17 protein-coding genes are annotated in these 18,278 nt (G+C 66.4%); 10 read left to right on the top strand and 7 right to left on the bottom strand.

Going from position 1 to position 18,278, the window contains the following annotated elements:
• Window positions 1–106 precede the first annotated feature (106 nt).
• Together QF777_05260 and QF777_05255 are read left to right on the top strand one after the other, a co-directional pair.
• Window positions 107–829: a hypothetical protein gene (locus QF777_05260; GenBank protein ID MDP6910955.1), complete on the top strand. Its 723-nt coding sequence runs from the start codon at window positions 107–109 to the stop codon at window positions 827–829.
• Window positions 830–899: 70 nt separating this feature from the next.
• Complete coding sequence (locus tag QF777_05255; GenBank protein MDP6910954.1) at window positions 900–4,250, top strand: error-prone DNA polymerase; 3,351 nt, start codon at window positions 900–902, stop codon at window positions 4,248–4,250.
• Between the two features lie 126 nt (window positions 4,251–4,376).
• Here the strand turns inward: QF777_05255 and QF777_05250 are convergent, their stop codons facing one another.
• A complete protein-coding gene (locus QF777_05250) occupies window positions 4,377–6,068 on the bottom strand; it encodes an amidohydrolase family protein (GenBank protein MDP6910953.1) in 1,692 nt (563 codons plus the stop codon).
• A 190-nt stretch (window positions 6,069–6,258) separates the two neighbouring features.
• Here QF777_05250 and QF777_05245 point away from each other — a divergent pair, with 190 nt between their 5' ends.
• Complete coding sequence (locus tag QF777_05245) at window positions 6,259–7,611, top strand: carotenoid oxygenase family protein (protein MDP6910952.1); 1,353 nt, start codon at window positions 6,259–6,261, stop codon at window positions 7,609–7,611.
• A gap of 82 nt (window positions 7,612–7,693) precedes the next feature.
• Here QF777_05245 and QF777_05240 read toward each other — a convergent pair whose 3' ends face one another.
• Together QF777_05240 and QF777_05235 are read right to left on the bottom strand one after the other, a co-directional pair.
• Complete coding sequence (locus QF777_05240) at window positions 7,694–8,803, bottom strand: DUF1214 domain-containing protein (protein MDP6910951.1); 1,110 nt, start codon at window positions 8,801–8,803, stop codon at window positions 7,694–7,696.
• Between the two features lie 78 nt (window positions 8,804–8,881).
• A complete protein-coding gene (locus tag QF777_05235; GenBank protein MDP6910950.1) occupies window positions 8,882–10,015 on the bottom strand; it encodes a serine hydrolase domain-containing protein in 1,134 nt (377 codons plus the stop codon).
• A 209-nt stretch (window positions 10,016–10,224) separates the two neighbouring features.
• Between QF777_05235 and QF777_05230 the strand changes: the two genes are divergently transcribed.
• Together QF777_05230 and QF777_05225 are read left to right on the top strand one after the other, a co-directional pair.
• The gene (locus QF777_05230; protein ID MDP6910949.1) at window positions 10,225–11,439 is read left to right on the top strand and encodes a magnesium transporter; all 1,215 of its coding nucleotides are present in this window, start codon (window positions 10,225–10,227) and stop codon (window positions 11,437–11,439) included.
• Between the two features lie 70 nt (window positions 11,440–11,509).
• Window positions 11,510–12,730, top strand: a complete 1,221-nt coding sequence (locus QF777_05225) for a TrkA C-terminal domain-containing protein (GenBank protein ID MDP6910948.1) — start codon at window positions 11,510–11,512, stop codon at window positions 12,728–12,730.
• Between the two features lie 42 nt (window positions 12,731–12,772).
• On the opposite strand, the gene QF777_05220 is transcribed toward QF777_05225, so the two are convergent.
• A complete protein-coding gene (locus QF777_05220; GenBank protein MDP6910947.1) occupies window positions 12,773–13,786 on the bottom strand; it encodes an SPFH domain-containing protein in 1,014 nt (337 codons plus the stop codon).
• Window positions 13,787–13,814: 28 nt separating this feature from the next.
• A complete protein-coding gene (locus QF777_05215) occupies window positions 13,815–14,264 on the bottom strand; it encodes an NfeD family protein (protein MDP6910946.1) in 450 nt (149 codons plus the stop codon).
• Between the two features lie 120 nt (window positions 14,265–14,384).
• Between QF777_05215 and mca the strand changes: the two genes are divergently transcribed.
• Together mca and QF777_05205 are read left to right on the top strand one after the other, a co-directional pair.
• A complete protein-coding gene (gene mca / locus QF777_05210; GenBank protein MDP6910945.1) occupies window positions 14,385–15,311 on the top strand; it encodes a mycothiol conjugate amidase Mca in 927 nt (308 codons plus the stop codon).
• Window positions 15,311–15,706, top strand: a complete 396-nt coding sequence (locus tag QF777_05205; GenBank protein MDP6910944.1) for a hypothetical protein — start codon at window positions 15,311–15,313, stop codon at window positions 15,704–15,706. The genes mca and QF777_05205 overlap by 1 nt, the downstream gene beginning before the upstream one ends.
• 26 nt (window positions 15,707–15,732) lie before the next feature.
• Here QF777_05205 and QF777_05200 read toward each other — a convergent pair whose 3' ends face one another.
• Window positions 15,733–15,855 (bottom strand): hypothetical protein, encoded by a 123-nt coding sequence (locus tag QF777_05200; GenBank protein ID MDP6910943.1) that lies wholly within the window; start codon window positions 15,853–15,855, stop codon window positions 15,733–15,735.
• Window positions 15,856–15,861: 6 nt separating this feature from the next.
• On the bottom strand, window positions 15,862–16,113 hold the full coding sequence (locus QF777_05195; GenBank protein ID MDP6910942.1) for a hypothetical protein: 252 nt from the start codon (window positions 16,111–16,113) through the stop codon (window positions 15,862–15,864).
• 106 nt (window positions 16,114–16,219) lie between these two features.
• Here QF777_05195 and QF777_05190 point away from each other — a divergent pair, with 106 nt between their 5' ends.
• The 3 genes from QF777_05190 to QF777_05180 all read left to right on the top strand — a co-directional run bounded on the left by QF777_05190 (window position 16,220) and on the right by QF777_05180 (window position 18,267).
• Window positions 16,220–17,035 carry a thioesterase family protein gene (locus QF777_05190; GenBank protein ID MDP6910941.1) on the top strand — a complete coding sequence of 272 codons (816 nt, stop codon included), beginning with the start codon at window positions 16,220–16,222 and terminating at the stop codon, window positions 17,033–17,035.
• Entirely contained in the window at window positions 17,032–18,024 is a 993-nt protein-coding gene (locus tag QF777_05185) for an LLM class F420-dependent oxidoreductase (GenBank protein MDP6910940.1), read from the top strand. The genes QF777_05190 and QF777_05185 overlap by 4 nt, the downstream gene beginning before the upstream one ends.
• Before the next feature lie 63 nt (window positions 18,025–18,087).
• Window positions 18,088–18,267 (top strand): hypothetical protein, encoded by a 180-nt coding sequence (locus tag QF777_05180; GenBank protein ID MDP6910939.1) that lies wholly within the window; start codon window positions 18,088–18,090, stop codon window positions 18,265–18,267.
• Window positions 18,268–18,278: the final 11 nt, after the last annotated feature.

Raw genomic sequence — 18,278 nt, 5'->3', positions numbered from 1 at the left:
GATTGACAAAATGTCAACATCGAGGCTGGCCGGGAGTGACGGATGTCGCGTCACGGATTGGTCGGGGTGCCACGGTTCGGAGGCGACGCGATGCGAGGCTGGGGGGGTGACTCGTCGAGTGCTTGATCTGGTGCTCGCGCTCGCCCTCGTGGGGGCGGGCGTGGTGGTCGCCGCGCGCGTTGCCGAGCCCTCGATGCGACCGGTGCTCTACCCGCCGTCCGCATCGCCGTCGCCTGCGCTGCCGACCCCGACGATTCCGGCGACCACCGTTGTGCCCACCACTACCGCCGCACCGGGGACCACCACCGTTTCGCCGGTTGCTGCAGCGACTACCACGGTTCCGCCCGCGACGACGACCACGACCACCGCGGCGCCGGTGGACGAGGAGGCGGTGCTTACCGCCTCCTATGTCTGGGGTCGCAGCACGGAAGCCGTGCTGCTCCAGACAGTGTTGGGCGTCGAGGCCGACGGCTGGTACGGACCGGGGACGCGGGAGGCCCACCTGGCCGAGAATGCGGTCCGGGGCTTGTCCGTCGATGCCGTCCCGGCGCCACCCACCACCACCACCACGACCACGACCACCACCACGACCACCACCACGACCACGGCAGCGCCGACGACTACGGCGGCTCCCACCACCACAGCAGGGCCGACGACTACGGCGGCTCCCACCACCACGGTGCCGCCGCCCAGCACCACTGCGGGGATGTTTGGTGGCCTAGGTGCCAATCTGGTGGCCCAACTTCTGGGCCAGCCGTGCATCGCCGACGGTGACCTGAGTGACTGTGGCCCGGAGGTCGATGCCCTAGTCAAGGGGCTCGTCGAGTAGATCCACTGTCCTCCGAGGACGGCCCCATCAGTCAGTTGAGTATCGAACAAGTGTTCGATACTGTTCGAACATGGACTGGTCCAACTCCGGGATGCCGTGGCGAGAGTTGGAAGGTTGCCTATCGGATCGCCCCTTCGCTCCGGCCCCTCGTTGGACGCCCCCACCGGCGCCTACCGGACCACGGTCTCCCGTCGGCCCCTCCTCTTCTGTCGACCAGACTCCGAAGGGCGAAACGGGCCCTCCCTACGCGGAACTTCACTGCCACTCCCACTTCAGCTTCCTCGATGGGGCCTCGTCACCCGACGAGTTGGTAGCCGAGGCGGTACGCCTCGGGCTAAGTGCCCTGGCGCTCACCGACCACGACGGCTTCTATGGGGTAGTGCGGTTCGCCGAGGCCGCCCGGACCCATGGCCTGCCCACTGTCTTCGGCAGTGAGCTTTCCCTCGACGTGCCCTCCACCAACGGGTCGGCCACGCGGTCGGCTCGGACCGGGACGCCTGACCCGGCGGCCACCCATCTTGTCGTCCTGGCTGCCAATCCAATCGGCTACGCCCGGCTGGGAACGGCCATTGCCGAGTCCCAACTGGCCGGGGAGAAGGGTCGACCCCGACTCTCGTCGGACCGTCTGGCCGAACTGGCCGGCGCTGATCCCCACTGGACAGTGCTCACTGGTTGCCGCAAGGGAGCTGTTCCCGCAGCGTTGGAGGCCGACGGTCCGGCGGCGGCCCGTCGGGCACTGGACGACCTGGTGGACCGGTTCGGCCGTGATCAGGTGGTGGTCGAACTCTGGGACCACGGGCACCCACTGGACGTCGAGCGCAATGATGCCCTGGCCGATCTAGCCACCGCTGCTGGAGTGGGTCTGGTGGCCACCAACAACGTCCACTACCACCGGCCGGCCCGCCGCCGACTGGCTACCACGATGGCCGCTATACGGGCCCGACAGCCGCTGGAAGAACTAGATGGGTGGCTTCCGGCGGCCGGCACGGCCCACCTTCGTTCGGGGGCCGAGCAGGCCCACCGCTTCGCCCGATGGCCGGGCGTGGTGGCCGCCGCCGACGAGTTAGGGCGCCGCTGCGCCTTCGACCTCGGGCTGGTGGCTCCCGGTCTGCCGCCGTATCCGTGTCCCGACGGGCTCGACGAGATGGGCCTCCTCCGACGGCTGGCCACCGCCGGAGCCACTGACCGATACGGGCCCCGCGACGCCGAACGGGTGGTCGGGGCGTGGACCCAGGTTGACCGGGAGTTGGGCATCATCGGCGAGTTGGGTTTCCCGGGCTACTTCCTCGTCGTGCACGACATCGTGTCCTTCTGTCACCGGTCCGACATCTACTGCCAGGGCCGGGGATCGGCGGCCAACTCCGCTGTCTGTTATGCGCTGGGTATCACCAACGCCGATGCCGTGGGTCTAGGCCTGCTGTTCGAACGCTTTCTCTCTCCGGAACGCGAGGGCCCGCCGGACATAGACCTGGACATCGAGAGCGGTCGACGCGAGGAAGTCATCCAGTACGTCTACGACCGCTACGGCCGGCAGCACGCCGCCCAAGTGGCCAACGTCATTACCTACCGGCCCCGATCAGCGGTGCGTGACGTAGCCCGGGCGCTGGGCTACGACCCCGGCCAGCAGGATGCCTTCGCCAAGGGTCTGGATCGTCGGGCCCGGATCCAACCCACCCCCGGAAAGGAGACGGATTCCGGGGAGACGGGCCTGCCGGACGACGTGGCCATCCTGGCCGATGAACTAAGCGACGTCCCCCGCCACCTCGGTATCCATTCGGGGGGCATGGTGGTCTGCGACCGCCCCATGGCCGAGGTGTGCCCGGTGGAGTGGGGGCGCATGGTGGACCGCAGCGTGCTCCAGTGGGACAAGGACGACTGTGCGGCGGTTGGTCTTGTCAAGTTCGACCTCCTGGGGCTGGGGATGCTCAGCGCCCTGCACCACACGGTGGACCTGGTGGCCGCCCACCAGGGGATCGAGGTCGACCTGGCCCGCCTGCCTCAGGACGGCGATGTCTACGACATGATCTGTGCCGCGGACACCATTGGCGTGTTCCAGATCGAGAGCCGGGCCCAGATGGCCACCCTGCCCCGGTTGCGTCCCCGTCACTTCTACGACCTGGTGGTGGAGATCGCCCTGATTCGGCCGGGCCCGATCCAGGGAGGGTCGGTGCACCCCTACATCCGGCGACGGAATGGCCGTGAGCCGGTCACCTACCTGCATCCCCTGTGCGAGAACGCCCTCTCCAAGACCCTGGGCATCCCGCTGTTCCAAGAGCAGCTCATGCAGCTGGCCATCGACGTGGCCGGCTTCACGGCTACCGAGGCTGACCGCCTCCGCCAGGCCATGGGATCCAAGCGAAGCCACGATCGGATGGAGGCCCTCCACCATCGGTTCCTGGCCGGGGCGGGTGGCCGGGGGGTGGTGGCCGACGTGGCCGAACAGGTCTGGCAGAAGTTGGCTGCCTTCGCCGACTACGGGTTCCCAGAGAGTCACGCCGTGTCGTTCGCCCACCTGGTCTATGCCAGTTGCTGGTTGAAGTACCACCACCCGGCGGCTTTCTGCGCCGGGCTCCTGAACGCCCAGCCCATGGGCTTCTACTCGCCGCACTCCCTGGTCCAGGACGCCCGCCGCCACGGGGTCCAGGTCCGGACCCCCGACCTAAACCGGTCCGGAGCACGTGCCCTACTGGAAGGGGCATCGTTGGAGGGCTCCGGGTCGGAGGAGGCCGGGGGTCCGGCGCTGCGGATGGGGTTCGGGTCGGTTCGTGCTATCGGAAGGGACCTGGCCGAGGCCATCGCCGCGGGTCAGCCCTATGACTCGATCGAGGATCTCCAGCGGCGGATCGACCCAGGGCGACCGGCTATGGAGGCACTGGCCACCGCCGGTGCTTTCGCCTGTTTCGATGCGGGACGACGAGAGGCTCTGTGGACGGCAGGCGCCCTGGCGGCCACAGGGCCGGACCGCCTGGCCGGGGTGGTCACCGGCACCGTGCCTCCACCTCTCCCCGCTATGGCCGAGCCGGAACAGGCCCGGGCCGACCTGTGGGCGACCGGGGTCTCACCGGACGGGCATCCCACGCGCTTTATGCGCGATGAGTTGTCGGCCGATGGGGTGATCACCGCGGTGGACCTCCGGGCTGTGGCCGACGGGGCCCGGGTCCGGGTGGCTGGGGTGGTGACCCATCGGCAACGCCCCCACACAGCTGGTGGGGTGACCTTCGTGAACCTGGAGGACGAAACCGGTCTGATCAACGTGATCGTCTCGCCAGGCTGCTGGGTGCGGTACCGCGACGTGGTGACCGCCTCGGCACTCGTCGTCCGGGGGAGGGTGGAGGCCGTCGAAGGGGTGGTCAACGTGGTAGCTGAGCGGATCGAGACCCTAGGGGTGCGACTCCCGGCCCGGTCCCGTGACTTCCGCTGACCGCTCTCTGGAGCAGGTCATATAAAGGAAACAGACGGTTGTGCGCATCTACACCTTGGGGTTCTGATGTCGCCCTCATCCCACCCTCGGGGGTTCAATCCTTGAGGGGGTCTAGCGTGCCCCGCTTCAGAGGCGGACCGTCCGACCAGCCAGAACGCCGGTGTGCTGGCCGCTCTGCAGGAAGACCTCGCCGTTGACCAGCGTCTGTCGGTAGCCGTTGGCGCCTTGGATCCAACGGGGAGCACCGCCTGGGAAGTCGTGGGCCATCTCTGGGTAGCCGAGGGCCAGGCCTTCGAGGTCGATCACGTTGATGTCGGCAAAACCTCCGGCGACAAGCCGGCCCCGATCGGAGACGCCGAATAGGTCGGCTGGTTCGGAGGTCAGGCGCCGGACAGCATCCTCCAGGGTGAAGCGTCCCTCGTCGCGCATCCAGTGGGTGAGGAAGAAGGTGGGCTGGCTGGCATCCATGATGAGGGTGGCGTGGGCGCCCGCATCGGCCAAACCGAGGGTCACATGGGGATGGGACAGCATGTCCAGCACCTCGTCGAGGTCCTGATTCAGGATCGGCCATGTGAGGACCCGTCGTCCGTCCATCTCGACGAGAAGATCCAGGATCGCTTCGGCCACCGACATCTGGCGTTGAGAGGCGATGGCTGCGACGCTGTCCTCGGGGGTGAAGACGTGACGGACCGGCCGGTCGCTCAGCGGGTAGATGCGGTTCCAGTCGATTCGGTTGTCGGACACCGACCGCTCAGCATCGGCCAGCAGGGTGGCCCGGGAAACTGGGTCGCGCAGGCGAGCCACCCGCTCCCCTAAGGGGAGGTCGGCCAGGCTCTGCCAGGAACCCCAACGGTCGAACGGGGTTCGGCCATCCAACCCGAACAGGATCCCTATCTGGCGAGACGTGGTCTGGGGTCGGAGGCGGGCTCCAGCGGCGTTCTCGCGGTCTACGGCGGCCAGGACATTCCGGTGGAGGTCTGGGGCGGCATCAACTTGGGTCAGGGCCATTGAGACGTCGCAGTCTCCCGCTCGGCTGATGTCGGCATACAGCCCGACCTCGTCCTGTACCGGGTCCTCCGACCCGTTGCCAATGTCCACGTAGGCGGGAGCTACCTCAAAGATCCCACCCCGGTGACGCAGCACGTCGGCAAAGGCCATCAACTCGTCGGCCGAGGCCTTGGTACCCGGGACGTATCGCCCGTCGGGCACCGTATGTAACAGGGTCCGCGAGGTAGAAAACCCCAGGGCACCGGAAGCCAGCGCCTGGTCGACCATGGTGGCCATGACCTCGATGTCCTCGGCGGCCGCTGGCGTCTCGTCCATGGCTCGCTCTCCCATGGCCGCTAGCCGAACCGCACAGTGGCCGACCATCCCCCCGACGTTCAGGCCCTTGGGGAGACGGTCCAACTCGTCGAGGTAATCGCCGTACGTTTCCCAGTTCCAGGACAACCCCTCCAGGATGCTTGAGGCCGGGATGTCCTCGACTGACTCCATCATCTCGGCCAGCATCTCTTTGCCACCGGGGGCCACGGGGGCGAACGTCACCCCGCAGTTGCCGAGTACGACCGAGGTGACCCCGTGCCACGAGGCCGAGGTGCCCAGCGGATCCCAAGCCATCTGGGCGTCAAGGTGGGTGTGGATGTCCACGAATCCTGGGGTGACCACCAACCCGTCGGCATCGATCTCACGACGGGCTCGACCTTCCACCCGACCTACCTCGGCGATGCGATCACCGTCGACGGCTACGTCCGCGGTGACCGGCGGGGTGCCCGTGCCGTCCACCACGGTCCCACCGCGGATGATGAGGTCGTATGCCATTGCCTGCCTTTCCGGTGAGCGGCGCCCAGACGTCAGGGGCGTCCGCCGACAGTAGCCGTGAGCCTGGTGGCCAAGCCCGTCGGACGAACGCGTCGTGCTGGAGGCAAAGGTCTAGTCGTTCAGGTCGTCGAAGTCGGGTTCGATTTCGTCCGCAGGGTCGTAGTCCGGGGGCCTGTGGGATGCTCTGTCCATGGTCGGTGATAACCCCTATCTGGAGGGCGCCCTGGCACCGGTGCTCGACGAGGTCCTAGCGCTGGACCTACCAGTGACCGGGACTTTGCCCGAGGAGTTGGAGGGCCGGTGGCTCCGTAACGGTCCGAATCCCCTGGGGCCAACTGATCCGGCCACCCACCATTGGTTCTTAGGTGACGGGATGGTTCACGGTGTGAGGTTGTGCGGCGGCCGAGCCGAGTGGTACCGCAACCGTTGGGTCCGTGGCCCGAGGGTGGCTGAGGCGCTAGGGGAGCCCCGCCCCGCCGGGACCTCCTTCGGCGATCGAGACTTCGGGCCTAACACTTCCGTGGGCGGGTTTGCCGGCAAGACGTGGGCCATGGTCGAGGCAGGAACAACACCGATGACCCTTACCTACGAACTGGACACCATCGACTACGACGACTTCGAAGGCTCACTCCCTGCCGGCTTCACCGCCCACCCGAAGTTCGACCCGACGACCGGTGAGTTACACGGCGTCTGCTACGCGTACCCCGACCTTCCAGACCGGGTACAGCATGTGGTCGTCGGTCCAGAAGGAACGGTGTCCTCGGTGACCGACGTTCCCGTCGACGGAATGCCCATGGTCCACGACATGTCGCTGACCGAGACAAACGTCCTCATCTACGACCTTCCGGTATGCCTCGACCTTGATATGGCCGTCGGTGGTTCACCCTTCCCGTTCTCCTGGAACCCAAATCACCCGGCTCGGGTCGGCGTCCTGCCTCGTGCTGGTACGGCCGACGAGGTGGTGTGGTGCGAAGCCCCACAGGCTTATGTATTCCACCCTGTCAACGCTTACGACACCGGAGATGGTGGCGTGGTGGTCGACGTATGCCGGTACGACTCGATGTTTGATCAGGATCGACGAGGCCCGATAGGTGACAGCGCCCCGACACTGGCTCGGTGGACGGTGGATTCGACGACCCGGCGGGTAACCGAGAAGCCTCTCGTTGACGGCCACCACGAGTTTCCAGCCCACGACCCACGGGTCGTCACCAGGCCCTACCGGTATGCGTACACAGCGGACGGCCTGACGCTGGGACCGACCACCCGGATCGACGTGGAGACCGGCACTTCGGTCATTCACGATCACGGCAAGGGACGTTACGGAGCCGAACCAGTGGTCATCCCCAAGGATGGCTCGACCACCGAGGACGACGTCTGGGTGCTGGTATGCGTCAACGACCGGGCCGGTGGCCCCGCAGAACTAGTGGTCCTCGACGGAGGTGATCTAGCAAGTCCGCCGGTGGCCCGGGTACACCTCCCCCGCAGGGTCCCGGACGGATTCCATGGTTCATGGATACCCGACTCCTCAGTGCCACCACCGTGAGTGCCAAGGCTGCGTCAACCATCACTGAGAGAAACCTTGGGGCGCTGGTGACGCCCGCCCCCTCAGGGGAGGGATGACAGAGTCAAGTCCCTATCTCGGCGAACGGGACCACTTCGGCGCCCAGGGGGTCGATGTCGCCCTCTGCCAGAAAGAAGCGGAAGAACAGGGTCCCAGAAGCCCGACCCTCGGTGTCGATCCAGTTGGGGATGCCGGGGTCGGCGTGGGCCACGACCATACGGAACGAGCCGTCGGCTTCGAGGGCAGTAGTGGCCCTGTTCCTACTCACCGGCCGATTCACGTAGTCAAGGGTCTGTTGGAACCGGTTCCAGGCGCAGACGCTGGCATAACGACACACGGGCCACCGGCCGGTGATAACCAGCGCTTCATCTGGCCCAAGGAGCCAGCGACTAAGCGAGTAGTGCGCGTCAGCGGCCGATAGAGCGACATCGCCGGGTTCCTGAGGCACCGGAAATTCATTGGGGATTTGGCCCACCCAGTCGGGTGGCGCGGCTCGTCCGGCCCGCTGGGGACCGTCGATGGTCTTACTTCTTACATGGTTGGCTACCCGTCTGATGGCAGCAGCCACTAGGTCGTCGTCCCAGGGTGGCGGCGGTTCGTCGGGTGGGTTGAGGTTTGCGATAGTCAGCGGTAGGTGGAGATCGGCGCCGGCGGCCGAGGACTCCCACTCGAAGTAGTGGCGGCTGGTGAGGCGGCCGGCATCGGCCGACAGCCTCAACCAATTCCGGTCTTGGGGCTCACCTCCGAGGGTGATTTCGTAGGAGCCGTCGGCGGCAACGTCAAACTGTGTGTCGTTGAGCATCCCGTCGGTGCGGTCCGGGTACGAGCCGTCGTTGGCGCCGGCCTCCACTGTGAACGCCGTGTACACCGCTTGGGTCAAGTTGCCAGTGATCCGGTAGGTGCAGTCGCCCCGGATCGGGGCCTCAAAGTAGATGGCATCGGCATTGTCGCCACTGAACTTGCGGGTCGGCGTCACGATACGGCGCCACACCGGTCGTTCCGGATCGAACTCGGCGTGGCTTACCAGTCCCGACTGGAGAATGTGGGCGATAGTGCGGTGGCCCTCGGCGACATCGCGGTCGTCGACCACCATCCACTCCTTGCCGGCAAACCGTTCACCGGCCTCGGCCAACACCTCGAGCAACTCAGCCCATGCAGCACGTGTCTCGGACATCTGCTTTCCTCCTGGATCTCAACCAATCATTGCGGCAAACGGCCCAAGTGTTGGGGCGCCGATGGTTCAGCTGGGGAGTTACAGGAGGGCCGCGTGGGCAGCCATCAGGATCCGGCCAGCCCGACCGTCGCCGAGCGTATTGGGTGACATTTGGTTCATCGCATAGGCCACTGACATGCGGGCCTCCACGTCGATGACGGCCAACGATCCGCCCCACCCACCCCAGAAGCAGGCCCGGTCGTTCGGACTGATCGGTGTGGTGTCATTTCGTAGTCCGAAGCCGAGGCCGTACCGGATCGGCCCGCCGAGGATCGGGTCATAACCATCAGTTTGAACTTCGAAAATCTTTTCTACTGTCGCCGGCGAGAGCAAGGTCACCCCTTGGGCCGTGCCGTCGCAGGCAATAACACTGTGGATCTCAGCCACTGAGCGGGCGTTCCCGTGACCGTTAGCGGCCGCGAACTCGGCACGACGCCAACGATCTGTGTTTCCGACAGCGGCGCCCATCCGGCCGTGCTTATCGACCCGGTCAAGAATCTCCGACTGGCCCTGCCGGTCTAACCTGGGAGCTCCGACCCCACTGACGTCGAGCTCGGCCACTCGACCGAAGTGCTCGTCTGCGAGGCCGATATGGAAGTCGGTGCCAGTCGGACCGGCCACCTCCTCGGCAAAGAACGTCCCAAGCGTGCGGCCGTCGACCCTGCGGAGAACCTCGCCGAGCAGCCAACCTTGGGTTATTGAGTGATAGCCAGACATTGTCCCGGGCTCCCACCACGGAGCCTGGGAGGCCAACCGCTCACACACGTACTCCCAATCGAAGAGTTGATCTTCGCTGATCGGAGCGTCGAACCCGGGAAGCCCGGCCGAGTGGGATAGCAGGTGACGAACCAAAACTGCTTCCTTGCCGTTGGCCGCGAACTCAGGCCAGTAGTTGGCCACCGGCTGGTCGACGTCGAGGGCATTTCGGTCTTGGAGCATGAGAACACAGAGGGCAGCCATGGTCTTTGTCGTCGACCAGACATTGACGATGGTGTCTCTCTCCCACGGATGTTCGCCTGCCACATCAGAGGTCCCACCCCACAGGTCGACGACCGTCTCACCATCAACCGTTACGGCACAAGATGCCCCGAGATCGCCCACGGTAAAGTTTTTCTCGAACGCCGCACGGACCATCTCGAAAGTCTCATGACAGGTCCCATGGATGTCTGCCATGCCGGCAAGCCTGACCGGGGAAGCTTCGGACCACAAACCCGCTCCCGCTCATCCACACCGAGGGGCTCGGATGTCGCTCCCACCCCCGCTCAAGGTGTGGAAGAACTTGGGCAGCAGCCAGACCGATGGTTCGGATTTATTGGTTTAGTTCTGCACGCCCCCAGGGAAAGAGCCCGGCCGGCCGTTGGGAATCCAGCACACTGGTAGGCATGCGTTACGCGACCCGCGCTCCACTGGCTGTCCGGACGGCCGACACCCGCCAACGGTTGGTCGCGCTCGTCATCGGCGTGGTGGCCGCCTCGGCCGGTGGCCTGGTGCTGGCGTCCGCCGAGGGGATGCTGACCGACCTCCCCGGCCTGCTCCTACTCGTCCCGGGCGCCATCGCTCTGCGGGGCAACGTCTTCGGCGCCGTGGGCAGCCGGCTGGGCACCGCGGTGCACACTGGAACCTTCCGCCTGTCGGCCCGGGCCGACGGAGTGGTGGGCCAGAACATGCTGGGTGCGGCGGCCCTTTCGCTGGTGCTCAGCGCGGCGCTCGGGGTTCTGGCCCGGGGCACAGCTGTGGTATTCGGCATCGCACCCACCATGACGCTGGCCGATTTTGTGGTCGTCTCGACCCTCGGAGGACTGCTGGCCTCGGTAGCGGTCGGAGTGGTCACCGTCGGACTGGCTGCCGGTTCGGTCCGCTTCGGGTGGGACCTCGACAACGTGATGGCGCCGCTGGTGTCCACGTTGGGTGACCTGGCCACCGTGCCCGCCCTCGTGGTGGCCGCCATGTTGGCCGACCGGGCCGGCCTTACCGACACCGTCGGACTGGGTGTGCTTGCCGCAGCGCTGGCGGTGCTGGTCGTGGCGTGGCGAACACCGCTCGACGAGGTTCGTCGGATCGTCCGCCAGTCGGTCCCCGTGTTGGCCGTGGCCGGCATGCTGGACCTGGCGGCCGGAGTGACCGTCGAGAAGCGTCTCGATGACCTGTTGGCCGCCGAGGCGCTTCTCGTGCTGCTTCCAGCATTCCTAGGGACGGCCGGGGCCCTCGGCGGGATCCTGTCCAGCCGTCTGTCCACCCACTTCCACCTGGGCCTCGACGACGCCAAGCCGCTTCCCAGCCGATCCAGCCTCCGTGAGGCTCGCTCGGTCGGCCTAATCGCCGTGCCGGTCTTCGTACTCTGTGCTGCTCTCGCCCAGGGGGCGTCAGTGATCACCGGACAAACCACACCGGGGCTCGGCAACCTGCTGCTGGTCGTGCTTATGGCCGGAGCGGTGGCCACCGTGCTGGTCGTCCTCGTGGCCTACTACACGACAATGGCCGCCTTCCGGTTCGGCCTAGACCCCGACACCTACGGCATCCCGATGGTGCTCTCGGTGCTCGACCTGATCGGTGCGTTCACCCTCGTCCTGGCAATGCTCGCCGTGGGGGTGGCATGAATCGACATGATCTCTCCCGGCCCAGAAGGAAACGAAATTACAATGACCCCGGACATCGAGTGAGGAACTGATGGACGACAGACCACGAACCCTGCGGGCCATGTTGGCCGAGGCCAAGGACATGTCGGAGTTGATGGTCGACCTGGCCTATGCCGCGGTCTACTTCGGCGACCCTGACATGGCCGAAGAGGTCGACGAGCTCGAAGAGCAGATGAGCGAGCTGGTACACGACATGCGCGCGGTGTGCGTACTGGCCGGCCGCAGCCCCCGTGACGCCGAGGGGATGTCATCGGTGCTCCAGGTGGTCTCGGCTATCGAGCGGATGGCCAACGACGCGGTCGACATCGCCCGGATCGTCACCCACCGTCTGGGCATTCCCCACCAACTGGTGGCCGATCTATCCGACGCCGAGGAGGTATCCCACCGGGTACTGGTCAGCGACGGCTCGCACATGGCCTACCGGCCCCTGTCGGCCCTCGAGTTGACCGTGCAGGCCGGAATGAGGGTTATGGCGGTTCGCCGGGGTCGCCAGTGGATCACCGACGTGGACGGCGACACCGTGTTGGTTCCCGGCGACGCGTTGTTCCTCCATGGCTCGAGCGATGGGATCACCCGTCTACGCGAACTAGCCGCCGCGCCGGTCTGGGAACCGTTACGCCCCGAGGACGGCGAGGCCCTGACCGATCTGGATCGTGCCGTTGACGTGCTGGTCGAGATGAAGAACCTTTCCGAAGCAGCCGTCGGACTGGCCTACAGCGCGCTGGTGCTCGGCGACCGTGGGCTGGCCGCCGAGGTGGGCCACCTCGAGGAACGGCTTGACGAGATGAAGGACCACCTCGAATTGTGGGTACTAGGTGCGGCTGCCGAGGGGCTGAACCCGTCGTCGCTACGCGGTCTCCTACACCTAGCCGAGGCCGCCGAGGACCTAGGCGATCAGGCCCGAGCCATGGTCTGGCTAGTCGAGGAGGGTGAGGAACTGCCCCCGATCCTGGGGATCGCCTTGGGCGAGGCCGACGAGGTGGTGGTTCGATTCCCGGTGGCTACCGACAGCGCCGTGGACGGGGCCACCCTCAAGGTCCTGCAACTCAACATCGAACCCGGCTTCACCGTGTTGGCCGTCCGTCGAGGCGGTGGTTACGTCTACCGGCCCCGAGGTCAGGTTCGCCTGTCAGCGGGCGACGAGATCATCGCCAGTGGCCCCGACGAAGGTCAGGCCCTCCTGGCTGCCATGTGCGGCTGGCAGCTTGTCGAGGATGACGAGGGCGAAGACGAGTTGTTGCCCGTCGGCTGATCGGGATCCAGTTCGGCCTGCGGGTCGGCCGGGCCGAAAAGGTCAGTCAGCGGATTCCTCGCCGGTGTCCTCTACAGGCGCTTCGGGAACAGATACAGCTCCTGGCGCCATCCCGTCGCCGTCGCCGTTGAACAACTCGGCGATCGCTCCGATCGACCCGAGCGTCGCTCCGAGATCGGTGGGCAGGAAGATCTTGGTGGCCCGACCGTCGGCGATCACCCCGAGGGCCTCGAGGTACTTGATGGCCAGAAGATCCGGTGTCGGGCCACCGTCGTGGATGGCTTGGTAGACGCTGCGGACCGCCTCAGCCTCACCCTCGGCCACCGTGAGCTCCCGGTAGCGCTCGGCGTCGGCCACCGCCCGGATGGCGTTGGCCTCACCCTCGGCTTGGAGAATGGCCTGCTGACGGTCGCCCTCGGCGGCCAGGATCACCGACTGCTTGTCGCCCTCGGCCCGGGTAATGGCCGCCTCGCGGGTGCCGTCGGCCTCAAGTACCACGGCTCGGCGGTTGCGTTCGGCCTTCATCTGCTCGTGCATCGCGTTCATGACGTCGGTCGGCGGGTCGATCCGTTGGATCTCGACGCGCACGACCTTCACGCCCCATTTGTCGGTGGCGTCGTCGAGCACCTCGCGAAGCGCCACGTTGACGTTGTCGCGTGACGTCAACGCGTTGTCCAACGACATGTCGCCGATCACGTTCCGCAGGTTGGTCTGGGCCAACTTGGTGACGGCCAGCATGAAGTTGGCCACGTTGTAGATGAGGCGCTGGGCATCGGTGGGCTCGTAGTAGATGACGGCGTCCACAGTGACCGTCACGTTGTCCTTGGTGATGACCTCCTGCGGGGGTACGTCGATGACCTGCTCGCGCATGTCAACTCGGACAAGCGACTGGATGACCGGGATGATGAGCTTGAGACCTGGGTCCACGGTGGCCTTGTAGCGACCCAACTGTTCGACAATGCCCTTCTGATACGGGCGGACGACCTTGATGCCAGCCGCGGCGAAGGCAAACAGCACCACGGCGACGACGGCGAGCACGACGACGGATATAGCCATGGGGGATCCTTTCGATTGTCGGGTTTGGTCAGCTGATGGGTCGCACCACGGCTCGGGTGCCTTCGATGCGGACGACTTCGATGGCGGTGCCGGTAGGTAACGGCGTACCGTCGTCGGACTCTACGTGCCAGTCTTCACGGCCGATTCGTACCGTGCCCAGACGGGTCCCAGCCTCGTCGGGTTCGCTGGTCACCATGCCGGTCTCGCCCACCAGTCGGCCGGCACCCACTCCCACCGGGTTGCCGCCCTGGGCCATGCGTCGGGCCATGGGGCGGAGTCCGGCGAAGCTGGCCGCCGAGACGGAGACGAAGGACAGCCACGACCAGGGTTCGCTGGCGCCAGCGAAGGCCACGATGGTGGCCGCTGTGGCCCCCACGCCGAACGGGAGGAGGAAGAATGCACCGGTCATGGCGATCTCGCCCATGACGAATAGCGCGGCGGCGCCAAGCCAGATCCAGCGCCAGACCTCAGGATCCATCGGGTCGCTCCTGTCACTCTTCGTGGGGATCGTGGTTCGTTGACCAACGTACCGGACCTCGATACCGGATCCGGCGAAGTATCGCCGGGGGTTGGGAAGCGGGCGCTACCGTCATGCGCCGTGCCCACCTTCGTTTCAGTCCCCGCCGACGCGCCGTTGCGTCTATTGACCGTCCACGCCCATCCCGACGACGAGGCATCGAAGGGGGCCGCGACGGTTGCCGCCTTGCACGCCGGGGGAGTGCACTGCGTCCTGGTGTGCTGCACCGGTGGAGAGGCGGGCGACGTCTTGAACCCGGCCATGGATGTGCCCGAGGTTCATGCCGACCTCCCTGCGGTACGCGACGCCGAGTTGGCTCGGGCCGCCGAGATCATCGGCTACGACGAGGTGATCATGCTGGGCTACCGGGATTCGGGCATGAAGGACTCGGATCACAACGCCCGCCCCGAGGCCTTCGCCAACGCCGACCACGACGAGGCGGTAGGTCGTCTGGTGGCCATCATCCGTCGGGTCCGACCCCAGGTCATCGTCACCTATCCGGATGCCCGTGGGGAGTACGACCACCCCGACCATGTCCAGGTGCATGACATCTCCGTGCCGGCGTTCCACGCGGCGGGCGACCCCGAGCGCTACCCGGAAGCCGGCCCGGCCTGGCAGCCGTCGAAGCTCTATTACACGATGTGGTCCCGGGCACGGATCGCCGGCCTACACGCGAAGTTTCTGGAACTGGGGATCGAGTCGCCCTACGACGACGGGTGGTTCGAACGTCCGTCTAGCGACCACCTCATCACCACACAGGTGCCCATCTCCGACCACTGGGACGTACGTGGTGAAGCCCTGCGTGCCCACGCCACCCAGATCGACCCGACCTCGAAGTTCTGGTTTGGCCTGCCCGACGAGGCGGCCCGCACCGTCCATCCATTCGACGACTACCGCCTAGAGGCCTGCTGCGTGGACGGCCAGCCCGTGGAGCCCGCCGAGTTTCTGACCGATGGGCCGATCGAAGACGACCTATTTGCCGGGGTCCGGGCCGAGGTGGATGCTTGATGGCTGAGCTCTCGTTCCTGTCCGAGGAGTGGATCGCCGCGCTGGCCGAGGGTGGCGCCGCGCTACCCGAGCAGCCCGGCGTGGACGGTGTGGTGCGGTTCGTGATGACCAGCACCCCCCACGGAAAGGTGCAGTTCCGCCTGGTGGTGGCCGACGGCCGGATCTCGGAGGTACTGGTGGGTCGTGAGGGCGAGGCCGAGGCCATGGTCACCTGGAAGTACGCCGACGCAGTGGCCCAGTTCTCCGGCGATCTGGATGCTGATGTGGCGTTCATGACCGGCCGTTGCAAGGTCGAGAACGCCTACGCCCGGTACGTGTTCGACCTGCGTCCGGTCTTCGGTTCGCTCGAGTGGAACGGTCTGTTGTCCGATCTGGCTAGACGGACCGAGTTCTGAGTCGGGGCCCGCACGGGGATCTGCTTCTACGCCCGCGGAGCGTCGCGTAGGTCCGGCCAGCTGATGAGCGCTGCGTGGCCCCGATCCAGGTCAGCCCGCAACTCGCTGTTGCCGCACGCTAGGGAGCCGAAGAGCAAGCTGGTCCACATGGTGGGTCAGGCTGCCGCCGGCAACTCACTCTCCGCGTTGTCGGCGAGCTCCTCCAGTGGAAGAGCGAGCGGCGGGCGGGTTCGACCCGAGACGCCGGCACCCCCTTCGAGGATCGTCGGCGCACATGAGGCGAGGACGGCCCGCGCGCTAGCCACCCCGGCCCTGCCGATCTGGCGGGTGTGTTCGTCGAGGTGTCGTAGGACGGACCGGGATCGGGCGTCAGTGGAACCAGCGGGGAATCGGAGCTGCTTTGTCATGACTCCATCATGTAGATGGGGTGTGACAGCGATTTCAGAAATGGCTCTGACCTGTGGTTTCACGCCGGGTGTGCGGGTTGTGGCCCAACGACGGCATCATCCGTGCATGTCACCGAGGTCGTATCTCAGCGAGGAACTGGTCCGCGGCGACCGTCCGGGCACCTGGGTCCTGCCGTTGACCGAAGACGAGTGCTCCAGTGCGGGGCGCCTGTTCGGCGGGACCGGCCTCGGTGCGGCCGTCCGAGCCCTCGAACTGGACGCCGGTCGACCGCTGGTGTGGGCCACCGGTCAGTTCATCTCCCACGCCCTACCCGGTGAGCTACTCACCTTCGAGGTCGAGATGCTGGCCGAGGGGCGGGCCACCACACAGGCCAGGGCCCGTGGGCACGTCGACGGCCGTGAGGTAATCGCCGTGGTGGCCACCCTCGGGCGGCGTGACGTCGAACGTTCTGGCGTGTGGGTCGTACCGCCAGATGCGCTACCTCCCATGGACTGTCCGGCGTTTCCCAGTCGGAGTGCCACCCGGTCGGTGTCGGCCAACCTTGAACGTCGCCTCGTCCGCGGTCGGACCGAGGCCAACGAACCGGCAATGGATGACGGCCAGGTAGCCATGTGGGTGCGGGTGCCCGACCACCTGGTGGTCGACCCGGCGTTCCTCGCCGTACTCGGGGACTACGTGCCGTGGGGCGGCCGGGACGCGGTAGGCGGCGGCCTCGGGGGCGGTCAGAGCCTGGACAACACCCTCCGGGTCGTGGACCCGGTCGACACCGACTGGATCCTCGTCGACGTACGGATCAGCAGCCTCGTGCACGGCTATGCCCATGGGACCGTCCACCTTTGGTCCGAGGACGGCCATCTGCTGGCCACTGCCAGCCAGACCTGCCAGTTCCGGAATCCTCGATCCTCGAGGGAGAAGTCATGACCGGTGGATCCCGATACGGAATGACGGTGCCGTTCGCCGGTCCCCTGGCCGGCCAGGCCGACCGGTTCCGGGCACTGGTCGAACAGGGCTACACCGATGCCTGGACGGCCGAAGCCGACGGCCACGACGGACTGGCCCCGCTGGCCCTCGCTTCCATCTGGGCGCCCGAGTTGCGGCTTGGAACGGCGATCCTCCCCGCGTTCACCAGGGGGCCGGCACTGCTAGCCCAGAGCGCGGCGTCGATGGCGTCCGCGGCGCCCGGTCGCTTCGTCCTCGGTCTGGGCACCTCCTCCAACGTGATCGTTGAACGTTGGAACGGCATCGGATTCGAGGCGCCGTACGCCCGGGTACGAGACACGGTTCGGTTCCTACGAGCGGCCTTTACCGGCGAGAAGGTCACGGAGTCCTATGAGAGTTTTGACATTGCCGGATTTCGGCTGGGCAACGTTCCGGACGAGGCGCCACCCATCGTGGTGGCCGCTCTGCGCGAGGGGATGCTCAGACTGGCGGGTCGGGAGGCCGACGGGGCCGTGGTGAACTGGCTGTCAGTCGACGATACGACCACGGTGACCACCATTGTCCGCGACGCCGCGGCAGCGGCCGGCCGCCCCGAGCCCGAGGTAGCAGCCCGGTTGTTCGTTTGCCCGTCGCCCGATCGAGACGCCGTAGTGGTCCAGGCCAAGCGGTTGATCGCCGCCTACGTGAACGTGCCCGTCTACCGGGCGTTCCACGAGTGGATGGGCCGGAGCGACGTGCTAGGCGAGCACTGGGAGCGGTGGGATGCCGGTGATCGTTCCGCGTCGCTGGACGCGATGCCCGACTCAGTGGTCGATGACCTGTTGGTGCACGGAAGCCCTGATCAATGTCGGACACACATCGACCGCTACGTAGCCGCGGGCATCACCACGCCGGTATTGAGCATCGTGCCACTTGCCGGGGTCGACGTGGACGACGCGATCAGAGATCTGGCGCCCGGTCGAAACCGGTGACGGGATACACGCCGACTCGCGTCTAGGGTTGGGATCATCAGCGAACGACGAGAGGATGTGGCCGTGACCGAGACGCTCGACAACACGACGATCGACGAGATCCGCGCCATCATTGATCGGGGCCTGGGAACCACCCAGAGCCGTGAGTTGATGGCCGCTTCTGAGGTTGCTGATCTCCTGTTGGATCTTCGCCTGCTGCTCGCCACGAGCGACGCAGAACTCGAGGCAGCGCCCACCAACTGATCCGTCGGTCC

The sequence above is a fragment of the Acidimicrobiales bacterium genome (genome assembly GCA_030747595.1).
Taxonomy (GTDB): domain Bacteria; phylum Actinomycetota; class Acidimicrobiia; order Acidimicrobiales; family MedAcidi-G1; genus UBA9410.
Note: the sequence above shows the minus strand (reverse complement) of the source record. Positions and strands in the feature narration are given on the sequence as shown.